Annotated in this window: 10 protein-coding genes; 6 read left to right on the forward strand and 4 right to left on the reverse strand. The window is 47.2% G+C overall.

All coding sequences use genetic code 11. The features are described from left to right. Positions 1 to 498 precede the first annotated feature (498 nt). Entirely contained in the window at positions 499 to 975 is a 477-nt protein-coding gene (locus tag ACXAGR_RS21980; RefSeq protein ID WP_119502498.1) for an RNA recognition motif domain-containing protein, read from the forward strand. Positions 976 to 1,074: 99 nt separating this feature from the next. Here ACXAGR_RS21980 and ACXAGR_RS21985 read toward each other — a convergent pair whose 3' ends face one another. Beyond that, positions 1,075 to 2,409 carry a DUF5610 domain-containing protein gene (locus ACXAGR_RS21985; RefSeq protein WP_474852532.1) on the reverse strand — a complete coding sequence of 445 codons (1,335 nt, stop codon included), beginning with the start codon at positions 2,407 to 2,409 and terminating at the stop codon, positions 1,075 to 1,077. A gap of 142 nt (positions 2,410 to 2,551) precedes the next feature. On the opposite strand from ACXAGR_RS21985, the gene trmA reads away from it, so the two are divergent. Then, positions 2,552 to 3,655: a tRNA (uridine(54)-C5)-methyltransferase TrmA gene (trmA, locus tag ACXAGR_RS21990; RefSeq protein ID WP_474852534.1), complete on the forward strand. Its 1,104-nt coding sequence runs from the start codon at positions 2,552 to 2,554 to the stop codon at positions 3,653 to 3,655. Here trmA and fabR read toward each other — a convergent pair whose 3' ends face one another. Beyond that, a complete protein-coding gene (gene fabR, locus ACXAGR_RS21995; protein ID WP_119502500.1) occupies positions 3,656 to 4,270 on the reverse strand; it encodes an HTH-type transcriptional repressor FabR in 615 nt (204 codons plus the stop codon). A 185-nt stretch (positions 4,271 to 4,455) separates the two neighbouring features. On the opposite strand from fabR, the gene ACXAGR_RS22000 reads away from it, so the two are divergent. From ACXAGR_RS22000 to sthA, 4 genes are all read left to right on the forward strand, one after another. After that, a complete protein-coding gene (locus tag ACXAGR_RS22000; protein ID WP_474852536.1) occupies positions 4,456 to 5,583 on the forward strand; it encodes an acyl-CoA desaturase in 1,128 nt (375 codons plus the stop codon). Positions 5,584 to 5,742: 159 nt separating this feature from the next. Next, entirely contained in the window at positions 5,743 to 7,992 is a 2,250-nt protein-coding gene (locus ACXAGR_RS22005) for an EAL domain-containing protein (RefSeq protein ID WP_474852538.1), read from the forward strand. Then, positions 7,989 to 9,836 carry a sensor histidine kinase gene (locus tag ACXAGR_RS22010; RefSeq protein ID WP_474852540.1) on the forward strand — a complete coding sequence of 616 codons (1,848 nt, stop codon included), beginning with the start codon at positions 7,989 to 7,991 and terminating at the stop codon, positions 9,834 to 9,836. Before ACXAGR_RS22005 ends, ACXAGR_RS22010 begins: the two co-directional genes overlap by 4 nt. A gap of 133 nt (positions 9,837 to 9,969) precedes the next feature. Next, complete coding sequence (gene sthA, locus ACXAGR_RS22015) at positions 9,970 to 11,394, forward strand: Si-specific NAD(P)(+) transhydrogenase (protein ID WP_303574822.1); 1,425 nt, start codon at positions 9,970 to 9,972, stop codon at positions 11,392 to 11,394. Positions 11,395 to 11,478: 84 nt separating this feature from the next. Here the strand turns inward: sthA and ACXAGR_RS22020 are convergent, their stop codons facing one another. Both ACXAGR_RS22020 and ACXAGR_RS22025 read right to left on the reverse strand, forming a co-directional pair. Next, complete coding sequence (locus ACXAGR_RS22020; RefSeq protein ID WP_119502505.1) at positions 11,479 to 11,790, reverse strand: pyridine nucleotide transhydrogenase; 312 nt, start codon at positions 11,788 to 11,790, stop codon at positions 11,479 to 11,481. Between the two features lie 373 nt (positions 11,791 to 12,163). Next, a complete protein-coding gene (locus tag ACXAGR_RS22025; RefSeq protein ID WP_474846009.1) occupies positions 12,164 to 14,407 on the reverse strand; it encodes an EAL domain-containing protein in 2,244 nt (747 codons plus the stop codon). Between the last annotated feature and the right edge of the window lie 105 nt (positions 14,408 to 14,512).

Here is a 14,512-nt window from a genome sequence, read left to right on the forward strand (position 1 = left end):
ATATCGAAAAACTTTTATGAATCGTCGGTTGACACTCTTAACGAGTGCCCACACAGATTGTCTTGTTATAAATTTTTAAAGAACAATTGCTAACCTCGGCTAGCTGCTTCAGCGTTTCTCCCTGAAGCGGGACGCGCATTCTACGCGTTTCGTTTTCAGTGTCAACATCTTTTTGAAATTTAATTTCTCAAGTGTTTTCAGTGAAAACCGTTATAAATAACCATTATTAAGTTCTTATAACGACTTCTTCGTGGACCGTCTGACGTTCCCCGTCGAAGTGGTGCGCATTCTACGCATCAGAGATTTTTCGTCAACCCCTTTTTTATCCTTTTTGACCTTTTTCTTCGAATTCGAACTCAAACGCCTGGTTTTCCAACAAAAGTCTATTTTTTATTGGTCTTTCGTCTACTATTTCATCAGACCATTGTTCAATTTGTTACAAATGAGTAAACTATGAACAGCCTCCAACGTTTCACTAAAATAATTAAAGGTAGGTTTATGAAAGTAGGCTTTATTCAATGCGCAGTAATTAGCGCGGTATTCGCAATCGCAGGTTATCTCATCGTTTCTTCCGCTAGTCTGGAAGCGAGTCTTCCTGTCACCGTTGCAGTGTCTTTGCTTATTAGCGGTATCGTTACACCCTGGCTTGCATCTCTGCTGAGTTCGTCTTCAACGTCCTCTTCAGTGAATGCTGATGTGACTTCTGATACTTCCGGAGAAACAGCCACTTTATATGTAGGTAATCTTCCATATAAAGCGAACGAAGATGCAGTGAAAGAATATTTCAAGGATTACATCGAAGTTCAGAGTGTTCGTCTTATGAAGGACCGTCGTACTGGAAAACGTAAAGGGTATGGATTTATCGAAGTCATTACCCGCGACGTAGATTCAGCTATTACGGAACTAAACGATAAAGTATTTCTGGAAAGAACATTGAAAGTACGTGCTGCAAGGGAAAAAGGAGAAACCGAGTAGTCGTACTACACTAACATTAAAGAACCCCGGCATGCCGGGGTTCTTTTTTATCTGGATATTGAATTGGGCATCACTACTTTAATAGTCCGCCCGTATCTTTCAGCTTTCGCTTGCCGGAGGCTCTACAGGCTGAGTTTTCTGTTGCTCGCCCGGCATTGCGTCAAGTAAACGCTGATTGAAACTATGGAAACGATTTATAGCTGTGACTAAATCCGGTACCTGTACATCCTTCATTTCGTTGATCAGGCCATTTATCAGAGTGTTGAAGTCTTCACCTGAAGCCAGTTGTTGTCTCGCCGAATCAAAGACGTTAAGCATCTTATTCAGATATTGTGCAACAGGCTTCGCTTCATCGCCGTGCGAACCGGAATCGCTACCGTCACGATAATGCTGAATAGCACCGTAAGTTTTCACAACTTCCGTTTGCTGCGTTCTGTTCAGTTGCAATGCGTAACCCGTAAGTTCCTGATCATCAAATCCCAGTTCCAGCGCTTTCTCAAACGCCTTATCCAGATCGCCACCAAAGAACGTGTCAGCCAGATCGTTAACGGAATCCACTAAATCTGCAATGGCCGTTAACTCACCTTCATCCAGCTCACCTTTCAGAGAAAAACTGATCCCCTGACGATCAAAGTACGAGTAAGAAATGCTGTCTGTTGCAACGATATTCTGATAACCATTACCTTCACCACCCTGCCCCTGTTCAGTCGTATAAGCGACGGTTTGCTGGCTGGCATATTGATAAGCCCTCAGACTCTCAAAGCTCAACTGCACTTCATCACCATCTCTGGTACGAATTGTCAGACTGGCAGATTCTGAGTTGCTGCTATTAACGTTCAAAGCTGACGCAACACCGCCTGCAGCAAGTTGATCTTCATTCTGAATACCGAGCAGATCCGACTCCAGTGCATTAAGGCGGTTTTCGATGAGACTGCGGCTCCTGTCGATGCCTGTTGAGATATCATCATTCATCAGGCCTCCAAGATCTTTTTCTGCCATGGCAATTCCACGGGAAACCCCTTCTCTCGCCTGCGAAAAAAGATTACCGAGTTTCTCTTCATCCGCACCACCTCTTGCAGCGCCCTGAATCACACCACCGACAAAGCGCATAACGTTTTTTGCCACTTCCTCAAAATCAAATAAAGAGGTTTCCTTTTCTTTATCTGACGAATCATCTTTTGCAAACTTACCACGCAGTCCGTCAACGGTAACCTGTTGCTCCATTGACGAACTGTAGACTTTCAGGCCAATGGTCGTCTGCGAACTACTGACGCTTACCATTGCGGTTTGCCGCTGCTGAAATTCAGCAGCCTGACGAAGTCCATCCTGCTGTAACTGCTTTTTGATTGCTTTGTTAGGGTCTTCAGGTGCCTTCTGTTCTGCAACAGCCGGCTTCTGCTCACTAACAAATGCCTTAATTTCACCCACGTTCATAATGTTGTCCTCACTAACCTCACATTAGTTATCGGCAGACTTAACGAATTGTTTAATTTTAATGCAATCTCAGAACAGTGTTTGCACAAATAATTTAAGACACTACAATGCGCAGCCCGGCAATCAAGATGAAGCTATTACCATGACAACTCAGACACACAGTCAGCAATATACCGCGCAGTTAGACGAAAAGATCTCGCGACTGTCACAACTACTTGATCAATATGGTCAAACTGAGATGTCTGTGTTTGCCTCTGAAGAAACCGGCTACCGCATGCGGGCAGAATTTCGGGTATGGCATGATGGCGATGACTTGTATCACATCATGTTCAACAGCGAGACGAAAGAAAAGTATCGCGTTGACACCTTCCCGCCGGCAAGCGATACCATCAATGCCGCTATGCAAATTCTAATGACAGAACTTCGTTCAAGCCCGGTACTGAGAAAGAAGTTATTTCAGATTGATTATCTGAGCGGGTTGTCAGGTGAACTGGTGATAAGCCTTCTGTATCACCGTCAGCTGGATGATGAATGGGAAACGGCTGCCAGGGCACTGCAAGATACGTTGTCAGACACCTTCGGCACAGTGAATGTTATCGGCCGGGCACGTAAGCAGAAGAAAATTCTGGGCAATGACTTTATCATCGAATCGCTGCCGGTAAACGGACGACCCTATCAATTCAGGCATATCGAAAACAGCTTTACCCAGCCGAATGCAAAAGTGAACTGCCGCATGATCGAATGGGCATTGTCTGTGTGTGAAAACACCAGCGGCGATCTGCTTGAAATGTACTGCGGAGCCGGTAATTTTTCACTGCCTATGGCCAGCCAGTTTCGCAAAGTCATCGGCACTGAAATCGCCAAACCTTCGGTTAACGCTGCGCAATTTAACATTGAAGTGAACAATATAGACAATGTGGAGATTGTTCGTCTGTCTGCAGAAGAGTTTACAGAAGCATTAAGAACCGGACGTCAGTTTTCCCGCCTTAACGGCATTGATTTATCAGAATACAACTTTACGACTGTACTGGTTGACCCGCCAAGAGCCGGTCTTGATGAAGAATCACTGAAGATGATTCAGGACTATCCGGAAATTATTTATATTTCCTGTAATCCCGATACGCTGGCAGCGAACCTGGCGACATTGTCGCAAACCCACGATCTGGTGGCGTCTGCCTTGTTCGATCAATTCCCTTTTACGCACCACATTGAAGCTGGCGTAAAACTGGTTAAGAAAAACCGTTAATTACTCACTTTTGACTTTCCGGGGGCGATAGACTTTTGCCCCCAACTGTACAAAACGCAATTGCGCTTTTACCCTGTGACCAATTTCCTGCCTCAACGGCACATCCACTTCTAATGCTTCAGCTCCGGCACTGAATACAAGCCGGACCATGGCTTCTGCCTGAAGACTTGCCAGTTGATGCTCTGCCCCCTGACTTTCAACAATATAATCAGCCAGTTCTTCAATAAAATGCTGAATTTCCCTCAGTACTGCCATCCGGTAAGCAGTTGAGGTGCCGGTGTGTTCACGGAGCAGTAATCTGAACACGTTAGTATTGGCGGTAATAAATTCCATGAAGGTATCAACCGACGTATCGATAACCCCGCCGCCACTGGCGATACGGCGTCTTGCCTGACGCATCAGTTGACGGAGTGCAAGACCAGCCTCGTCCACCAGCGTCAGACCGAGTTCGTCCATATCTTTGAAGTGACGGTAAAAAGAAGTCGGCGCAATACCGGCTGCACGGGAGACTTCACGTAAACTGATAGCAGACAAACTGCGCTGCTCATCAAGCAAACCAAAAGCAGCATTGATAATATTCTGGCGGGTTTTTAATTTTTGCTCCTGACGACTCACCGCCAACTCCTTCTTTTCATTCCGGATACCTGTAAAACGGTATCGATTGTACCTTACCCCGGCGATGACGGCACATCAGTTTCACAGAATCTGCACTATACTTAAAGCTGAAAATGTCGCTTTTCCCTTGCCTGCGCCCGGTGAAAACGATAAATTAGCGTACAGTTGTAAGCCGAGTTGTTATCATGAAAAAACCACCAATTATCCTGACCAATGTTCTGGTATTTATTATTACCGGTGCAATTGCGTTACTGGCAGTGCCCCTTTGGGCGGTCACCATGGGATTCGACACCACGGAAGTGGTGACGGCTGTCGTATTATTTTATTTCACCGGTATGTCTATTACTGCCGGCTATCACCGTCTGTGGTCTCATAAAACCTATAACGCCAATATTGTTGTACGGGTCATTCTCGCCATCGGTGGTGCAATGGCATTGCAAAACAGTATCCTGCACTGGTCTTCCGATCACCGTATCCATCACCGTCATGTGGATCAAAACGACAAAGACCCGTACTCAGCTAAAAAGGGCCTCTGGTTCGCCCATATTGGCTGGATGCTGAGAGAATATCAGTCTCATCGCTATGACGATTACAGCAACTGCCGGGATTTACAGAAAGATCCGGTGGTTATGTGGCAACATAAGTATTACCTGCCTATCGTGCTTATCGCAAACTTCGGGATCACAGGTTTGCTGGGCTGGTTGAACGGCGATGTACTGAGTATGATTCTTTTTGCCGGTGTATTCCGTTTATTCATGGTCCACCATGTCACTTTCTTTATTAACTCGCTTGCTCATTTCTGGGGCAATCAGCCTTACACCGATAAAAACACAGCCCGTGATAACGGTATCCTGGCATTTTTCACTTTCGGAGAGGGGTATCATAACTACCATCATATTTTTGAATATGATTACCGCAACGGTATTTACTGGTGGCAGTTCGATCCGACCAAGTGGCTGATCCGTGGCCTGTCTTATATGGGACTGACTACAAATCTGCGCCGTGTACCGGAAGAACGGATTGAAAAGGCCCGTGCAGCCATGCAACTTCAGCAAGCCAATGCCAGACTTGCCGCCCTGCCGGATGCTGATGAGTTATTACAAAAAGTGCAGGCTGAGTATGAGTTGTTAGTACAGAAGATGTCTGCCTATTATGCCGCCAAAAAACGTCTTATGAATGTACGTAAACGGTGCCTGAAGCGCTCGGTTGAGCGACTGGAAATTGACTTCCATTACAAGGAACTCAAACACGCACTCGCCCTCCAGAAAGAAAAGTGGCTCCAGTTACAGACACTTTCACCACAGCTGGTCTGAACTCAGCCCGAAACGCCGCTATTTAGCGGCGTTTCTGTTTCTCCTTCTTGCAAAATCAATAATATAGGCAACACTTAGGTGATGGATTGCTCTTGCTGTTTTCTCTGTATTTTTTGAAATAAGAGTCCTCGCTTTTCCTTTATTAGTACGGACGGATGCATGAGTGATGAACAGCTTTTTACCTTTTCCCCGGAATCTGAACCGGACGACAGTAATACTCAGTCAGGAGAATGGTTAGTTCTTAGTGTTGAAGACGATTTGGGCTATCAACAATCCCTCAAACTGGGCTTAAGCGGCCTCAAAGTGCGGGGCAAACCGCTTAAATTTCTGACCGCTAATTCTGCGGCTCAGGCCTCCACCATTCTGGCAGAAACCGACGATATTGCGGTGATCCTGCTGGATGTTGTGATGGAGCAGGATAACGCAGGCCTGTTCCTGGTAAACACCATCAGAACCGTGTTAGGTAATTCCCGCGTGCGGATTATCCTGCTCACTGGTCAGCCCGGTATGGCTCCCCGTCAGGACACGTTTAAAGAATACGATATTGATGAGTACTGGAACAAAGTTGAGCTGACAGAAGAAAAGCTGAGAGGCATTGTTTCCAGTAACATTAAAACCTGGTCCAATCTGAATGAATTGTACGTCGCCAAACGAGGACTGCAGATGATTGTGGATGCCTCCAGAGCCCTGACGTCAAAGCAGGATGTGGGTGAGTTTACCTACACCGTGCTCAATGAAGTATCCCGGGTCATCGGCATTCCTGAAACTGGGGGGGTGGTGTGCGCTTACCGCCCGACCATGGCATCTATGGAACAATGTGAAGTGGTAGCATCAAGCGGTGACTTCAGCCGTTCTGATGCCACTATGCTGTCAGAATTATTGGGAGAATATCAGGCTTACGCGAGCTCCGGATTGCTGAAGGCCATCGACACTGCTCTGCACACCCATGAGCATCAGTTTTATGAAACCTGGTCAATTCTCTACTTCAATACGGCAGATGTAGATAACAATCACTATCTTGTCATCGTGCAATCTCCCAAGCCTCTGGAGCAAAGCCATATTACACTGCTGATGGTGTACAGCGAAAACATCGGCAATGGTTTCGTTAACCTGGCATTGCTCAATAAACTGTCCATGCTAGCTTATTTTGACGAAACCCTGCAAATTCCGAACAAAAACTGGCTGCACCGCGAAATCGTCAATATGTCACTGTCTGACTTGCATTCAACCTCACTGGTGCTGGTGAATATGACGGATTTCTCAACCAGTGAAATCACACTGGGCACAGATTTCAGCCATGCCCTGCTTGCCGGCTGTCTGAACGAAATGAAAAAGCGCTGTCAGAAAGCGATGACAATTTGTTATCTGGGAGATGGTTTTTTTGCGCTGCTGTATAAAACGGAAAAAGTGTCTCAGGAACCTTCACTGAGTCAGTTAGCTGAGCTGTCGGTGTATGTCGATAATGTTGAGCAACGGGTCACGAATCGTATCAGCCATCTGGCAGTGAAAGATTTAGAGCTGGATGATTTACGTAAGTCGTTGAAGACGGCGCAACTGGTGCATAACTCACGGAAACGGCGGGACCATTCCGTACAGACCATTTCACGACAATTGCTGGACGAAATGGGCACCCGCCACAAGCTGCTGAAATCTTTGTCTGATGCCATTGCCGACTCTCACCCGTTCTTTCTGGTTTTCCAGCCGAAAGTGGATCTGAAAACCGGTGTGACAACCGGACTGGAAGCACTTATTCGCTGGCGCACAGGAAGTAACGAAATCATTCCGCCCAATGTGTTCATCCCTCTTGCTGAAGCATCCGGGTTAATCACCCGTCTGGACAGCCTGGTGATGGAGCTTGCTGTCTACGCTGCAAAAGTGCTGAAAGAGTCAGGGCATAACTTCTCTGTGGCGTTTAATGTGACCCATGCCGATGTAATAGCACCCAACTTCATTCCTGCACTGGAAAACGCGCTGGCTACCCATAATGTGCAGCCGGAGCAGATAGAGATAGAAATCACTGAAACTCAGGCCATGGAAGATTATGAGGATATCAACCCGATACTCAATACGTTGATGAAAATGGGGATCAAAGTCAGTATTGATGACTTTGGTACCGGCTATTCTTCGCTGGCTCACCTCAGTACATTGTCGGCCTCAGCACTGAAAGTGGATAAGAGCTTTGTCGATACACTAAATACCGCGACCCCGAACTCTCCTGATCATATTCTGGACATGGTGCACAGGCTATCTGAACAATGTCATTTTCAGGTTGTTGCTGAGGGCATTGAAACTGAAGGACAGCGGGAAGCGTTGTTAAGTAAAGGGTATGAAACCGGACAAGGTTTTCTGTTTGCCCGCCCCATGGCATTACCCGACCTTATCGACTGGCTTAACGGACGAAGGCGATGAGTGAGAAAAAACACTGGCAAAGGGCCTGCTGGTTATATCTGTGCAATTTTATTTTGTCTGTACTGACTGGGTCACTGGTGTACCAATGGTTCTATAACCAGTCGATGCAGTCACTGAGTGTTGAACATGCGTCCGTCATATCATCGGTCAACACCGCTTTCAGTCAGGAACTGGGTGATATTACCAATGTCGCCAGGCTGGCTAACGAGCACCTGGTAGATATTATGTCTGCCGGGCTACAGGATGAAACGGAAGCTCAATTGTTTCTGCGCATTGGCCGTGTGCTTAATAATGTATCCCAAATGCGATGGCTGAACCCCGAAGGGGTTGAAACGGTACGGGTTAATTTTCTTGCCGACGGCGTTCAGATTGTCCCGACGGAACAGCTACAGGATAAGTCCACCCGATATTACTTTAAGCAGGCACAGCAAAAGCCGGCCGGGATCATGACGCTTTCTTCCGTCGATCTGAATATGGAAAATGGTGTGCTGGTCACGCCCTTTCAGCCGACCGTGCGGGCAATCCTGCACACATTTCCTTCTCATCCTCTTGGAGAAGGTTTCCTGGTGATTAATTTTGACCTGACGTCTTTATTCGACCACCTGAAAACCTTTGAAGAAACGCAAACGCAGCTTTTGATTTCCGAAGGTGCCATTCAATGGATGCTGCACCCTGATGCAGAAAAAGAATGGACCGCCAGCCGCGGGGTCACGCCTGCGAACATTAAGCTGGCTCAACCTGATATTCTCGGGAAACTAAAAAACAACAAAGCTGTTTCCCTGGTCTCCGGAGAAGAAGATGCGTTGTTCAGCGGTGCAGCCTTGCAGTTAAGAATGAAGCACACTCATACGGTTGACCCGTACTTCATTCTCACCCGCACACCCGCCGATTACCACGGTTTACTGGTAAAAGATGCGCTATTACCGGGATTAATTTCTTTCGTTTGCTGCTTTTTTATTGCCGGCTTACTGATTACCAGGGACCTGAAACAGTTATCCCATGTTACCCATCTGACAGATCAACTGTTAACGGAGAAACAGGATTTGAAATCCGCTCTGGATAAACAAACCCGCCTCCGTGACGAACTGGTCGAGTCAGAGAAAATGGCGTCTCTTGGGATGCTGGTAGCCGGTGTTGCCCATGAGCTGAGCACCCCCATTGGCGGCACAACCATGTGCGTATCGGCTATTGATAACCAGCTCGACGCGCTGGAAAAGAAAATCAGTACCGGACTGACCCGCTCAGATCTCGATGCTTACGTGGCATATACCAGGGAAAGCGTGGCCCTGTCTAAGCATAACCTTGAACGTGTAACCGAGCTCATTAAACGGTTTAAACGGCTGGCGGTGGACCGCGGAAGCGAAACGCCGGTGAAGTTTTCTCTGCACAGAGTAGTGGGTGATCTGGTCCGCACGCTGGAAGCTCAGGCCAGCGCCAAACGGGTAAAACTGACAGTAGACATACCGGAAACGCTGGAAGTTGTGAGCTTCCCCGGCCTTTACTCTCAAATTTTACAGAACCTTATCACCAATGCCTTTGAGCATGCCTTTGCGAATAAACGTAACGGGGAAGTCTGCATCACCGCCCGTGAGAAGGGGAACAGTTTTGAAGTCAAAGTCAGAGACGATGGCTGTGGCATTCTGGATGAAATTCAGCACACTATATTCGAGCCTTTTGTGACTTCAGCGCGCAACAAAGGCAATACCGGTCTTGGTATGCACCTCGTTCACCAGTGGGTTACTAATTTGCTCGGCGGCAGGATTGTGTTTACGTCGAAAGAAGGCAACGGCACAGAATTTATCATGACGTTTCCGATGGCGCTGCCCGACGCTAAAAATGCATGATGAAACCGGAAATGGGCAACGGAAACTTTGTCTTTCTTATCAGAATGTTGCTAGACTTTGCATGACACTATTCCAGTCCAGCAACGTATCTACCGGTTCCCGCCGGTACAGCAACCATTGAGTATTTTCGACCATGACAAAGAAAACAGCGAAAGTCGCAGAACCTTCTTATCAGTTTGACGCCATTGTGATCGGCACCGGACCCGGTGGTGAAGGTGTGGCCATGCAGCTGGCCAAAGCCGGTCAGAAAGTCGCCGTTATTGAGCGCTACGAAGCCGTCGGCGGTGGTTGTACTCACTGGGGCACAATTCCATCAAAAGCTTTACGTCACTCTGTCAGCCGTTTGATTGAATACAATACCACTTCACTGTTCTCGGAAAATCAGGTTGCCCGCCACGTTACTTTTCAGGACATCATGAGTCATGCAAGCGGCGTGATTAAAAAGCAATCCCGTTTGCGTACATCATTTTATGACAGAAACCGGGTAAGCCTCATCCACGGTGAAGCCAGCTTTGTTGATAAAAATACAATACAAATTGTGCGTCCCGACGGCTCAAAGGATCTCATCACTGCACGTCAGGTTGCCCTGGCAACCGGTTCACGCCCTTACTCGCCTAAGGATATAGATTTTAATCACCCCCGTATTTATAACTCAGACACCATTTTGTCGCTTAAGCATGAGCCGCAAAACATCATTATTTACGGTGCCGGGGTAATCGGTTCGGAATACGCCAGCATTTTCCGGGGTATGGGTGTGAAAGTAGATCTGGTGAATATGCGGGATCGTCTGCTGTCATTCCTTGATGCAGAGATCTCTGACGCCCTGAGCTATCACTTGTGGAACAACGGTGTGGTTATCCGTCACACTGAAACCTATAAGAGCGTACAAGGCCATGACGACTGTGTGATTATGGAACTCGAATCCGGCAAACGCATGAAAGCAGACTGTCTGCTGTTTGCTAACGGCCGTACCGGTAATACTGACATGCTCAATCTCGATGCTGTTGGGCTCAAAGCCGACTCACGGGGACAACTGCGGGTAGATGAGAATTACCGTACCGAAATCGATAATATCTTCGCGGTCGGTGATGTGATTGGTTACCCGAGTCTGGCCTCGGCAGCCTACAATCAGGGCCGCTCTGCCGCAGAAGCCATGATTTCCGGTAAAGCAAACTCTGGTCTGGTTGAAGACATACCCACTGGTATTTATACAATTCCTGAAATCAGCTCTGTGGGTAAAAATGAGCAGGAACTGACTGCTTTAAAAGTGCCTTATGAAGTAGGCCGTGCCCAGTTTAAGCACCTTGCCCGCGCGCAAATTGCATCCACCACCGTGGGCAGCCTTAAAATACTCTTCCACCGTGAAACCAAAGAAGTATTGGGTATTCACTGCTTCGGAGAGCGGGCTTCTGAAATCGTGCACATCGGCCAGGCAATCATGCAGCAAAAAGATGGCGGGAATACGATTGATTACTTTGTAAATACCACCTTCAATTACCCTACCATGGCAGAAGCATACCGGGTGGCAGCATTAAACGGGCTCAACCGGATTTTCTGAATCCGGTTTCCTAACACATCAGCCCGCTTTTGCGGGCATAAAAAAACCGGCTTCAAAAAAGCCGGTTTTTCAGTTCAGAACAAATTAGCGGTTCATTGCTAAGCTATTTTTAGCCTGAAGCGCGTCTCTGTGAGCTACGATATCGATTTGCATTTTTTCAGCATCGAAAGTCATTGTAGCAATGGCGTAGTCGCCAAAGTTTTCGCTCGCCTGCTCTGTTACTTGTTGTTGTGCATCGCGGTAACGAATGTTGTTGCTGATTTGATCAGTCATACATTGGTTATTCATTTCGAATGTTTTCGCATCCATACAATCGAAAAGCTGGCTTTCACCAGACTCCGCATGCGCAACACCAAACGACGTTAAGAGCGCGAGGCCAATAATTGTTTTACGCATGTGATTACTCCTGTGATACAGTGGATACTGTTATGATAAAGCATACTGTATAAACGGTGGTCAGTCAAATTCAGATCACATCAATATGACAGTAATGTGACACAATGAAATATTTCCGGATGTAATTAGAAGTATCAGGGGAATCCCCCGGTGGTACTGCGTTCAGCTATCGCCTGAGAAGCCTGAAGAGCAGCAAAAACAGACATCTGATAACATTATAATCACAATGTGATAAACCCGCATAAACGAAGATTAGCCGGCCCCAACCTTTTCAGAAGTGATAACCAGCCATTTCCACTCATTATTTAGTATTAATCTGAATACCAAAAATAGCGAAAATATACGTAATTTATCGTGTCACACCGGGACGATGCTATTCATCGTCACTTTCATTATTTTTAGCAATCAGAAATGCTTTCAGATCATCAAAGGGCATAGGTTTGGCAAACAAAAAGCCCTGAGCCTCGTCGCAACCAAGCTTAATCATAAAGCTGGCCTGCTCTCGCTTCTCCACGCCCTCAGCAATAGTCACCAGACCAAGCTTGTTACCCAGTGTCACTATAGTCTCTGCGATGACTGCATTTTCGCCTGGCTTAATGTCTTTCACAAATGAGCGGTCGACTTTAAGCCGGTCCAGCGGCAGTTTTTGCAAATAACTCATGGAGGAGAAACCGGTACCGAAATCGTCAATTGCAATGGCAACGCCGAACTCCTTAAGCAGTGTCAGTGCGTCTATGACAATTTGCGGTTCATCCATCACCACGCTTTCAGTGATCTCCAACTCCAGTCGTTTAGGTGAACAGCCATAGCGTGTCAGTGCACTTTTCACCTTCTCTACAAACAGACGGTCTCTGAACTGAGGGATAGACACATTGACCGCTACGCGGATATCATCGAAACCACTGTCCGTCAGCTCTTTTATGCGCCGGCATGACTCTTCTACCACCCAGTGACCGATATCGACAATTAAACCGGAATACTCAGCCATTGGCACGAACTCGGCCGGCGAAATATATCCGCCCTTTCCGTCAGGCCAGCGTAGCAGGCCTTCAACACCGATGACCTTTTCACTGACCAGGTCCACCTGAGGCTGAAACCACAATTGCAACACGCGATTCTGAAAATCGGTGCGTAATTGCCTGATCATATTTAACTGGCGGGTTGTTCGCTGTTCAAACTCAGGCTGATAATACTCAAAGTTGTCTGCCAGCTTTTTCTTCGCCCGGTTGAGGGCAATATTGGTTCTCTTCAGCGTATCGATACCAATGCTCTTGTCAGAGCCAATCCGGTAGAGACCGATGGTCACATTGACAGGTAAAGTATGGTCGCCGGCGGTGAAGCTTTCAGAGAACACAGCGTTTATCGCCTGCGGTGTGACCTGCAATTCAGAACCAATTAAACCGAAAACATCTCCCCCGATACGGCTTTTAATCACCCGCTCGTCAAAACTCGCTTCCAGTCTTTCACCAATGGCCTTCAGCAGCATGTTGCCCGCTTCCTGACCCAAACCGTCGTTGATGTCTGAAAAGTGATTTACATCTACCAGCGCCACACACAGATCGGCAGCACCGGATACAGAGGGCCGGTCCAGCATGTTGATAAATTCATTCCGGTTGGGCAACCGGGTCAGCCAGTCACGGAAGGCTGCATTTCTTAATTCGTGGAAGAGGTTCACGTTCTCGTAGCCCACCGAAATACTGGAAAGAAACACCTCGAGCAGTTGCCGGTCGACCTGAGTCAGCTCCTTATTCATATTCATATAAACAGCCGCTTCAAAACCCGAGCTGTTCAGATACAAAATAGAACTGTGATTTTCAAGAATGTGTTTTTTAAGGCGTAAACTTCGATTGATATTCTCAACAATGGCAGGGTCTTCAATGGTTTCTACAGGCTCATTGATAAAGCTGGCAAAGTTGCCCGCCGCACCGAGTATGTAGACACCATTGTCGTCTCTGTCGAGTACGGAGCCCGCCCTCGCGCACACCACGCCTTCAGCTTCCAGCCCGAGCAAGGAACTGATTTGGGTTACGATTCCCTCACAGAACCCCTTCACAGAGTGTTCTTCCAGCAAGTTGGAAGCAGAGGCGATGATTTTCTGCAGGCCCAGACGACTTTGGCTGATGGTCAGAATTTGCTGGTACGAGCGGACTGACGACAAAACGGTGGTCAGCAGCTTACTGCGGGTCAGCTCTGTTTTCGTTTTATAATCGTTGATGTCATAGGTGCGGATCACGTGCTCTTCCGGGGCGTACCCGGGCTGTCCGGTGCGGAGTATTATGCGGGGCTCCGGAAGATCAAGATTTTCACGGAGATATTGCACAACCTGCAAACCGGCATCATCGGTTTCCATTACCACATCCAGCAGGATAATGGCCACGTCCCTGCCATGTTCTTCAAGTAACGCTTTAGCCTGCTCACCGGAATAGGCGTGCATAAAATTCAGCTTTCTGTCACTGACAATCAAATCTGCCAGCGCCAGTCTTGTGACTGTATGAATTTCCTCATCGTCATCGACAATAAGTACATTCCACACCTTGTGGATCTGAGGCTCTAACTCCGGATGTGCTTCTTCATCTAAGAAAATAAGCTCATCATTTTCATAACCAGCCGATGACATCGAATATCTATCCTTATATATCGCCTTATTTAATCGTACTCGCTGGCTGTCTTTTTGCAAGTTATTCGACAAGTTGCTTAACCTTTGCGGCGGGCGTACAGTACC

The organism is Alteromonas sp. ABH4_457, assembly GCF_056160625.1.

Bases quoted from the DNA above. Each gene is read 5' to 3' on its own strand.
- ACXAGR_RS21980 (WP_119502498.1), top strand. From the start codon at position 499: ATGAAAGTAGGCTTTATTCAATGCGCAGTAATTAGCGCGGTATTCGCA.
- ACXAGR_RS21985 (WP_474852532.1), bottom strand. From the start codon at position 2,409: ATGAACGTGGGTGAAATTAAGGCATTTGTTAGTGAGCAGAAGCCGGCT.
- trmA (WP_474852534.1), top strand. From the start codon at position 2,552: ATGACAACTCAGACACACAGTCAGCAATATACCGCGCAGTTAGACGAA.
- ACXAGR_RS22000 (WP_474852536.1), top strand. From the start codon at position 4,456: ATGAAAAAACCACCAATTATCCTGACCAATGTTCTGGTATTTATTATT.
- ACXAGR_RS22005 (WP_474852538.1), top strand. From the start codon at position 5,743: ATGAGTGATGAACAGCTTTTTACCTTTTCCCCGGAATCTGAACCGGAC.
- ACXAGR_RS22010 (WP_474852540.1), top strand. From the start codon at position 7,989: ATGAGTGAGAAAAAACACTGGCAAAGGGCCTGCTGGTTATATCTGTGC.
- sthA (WP_303574822.1), top strand. From the start codon at position 9,970: ATGACAAAGAAAACAGCGAAAGTCGCAGAACCTTCTTATCAGTTTGAC.
- ACXAGR_RS22020 (WP_119502505.1), bottom strand. From the start codon at position 11,790: ATGCGTAAAACAATTATTGGCCTCGCGCTCTTAACGTCGTTTGGTGTT.
- ACXAGR_RS22025 (WP_474846009.1), bottom strand. From the start codon at position 14,407: ATGTCATCGGCTGGTTATGAAAATGATGAGCTTATTTTCTTAGATGAA.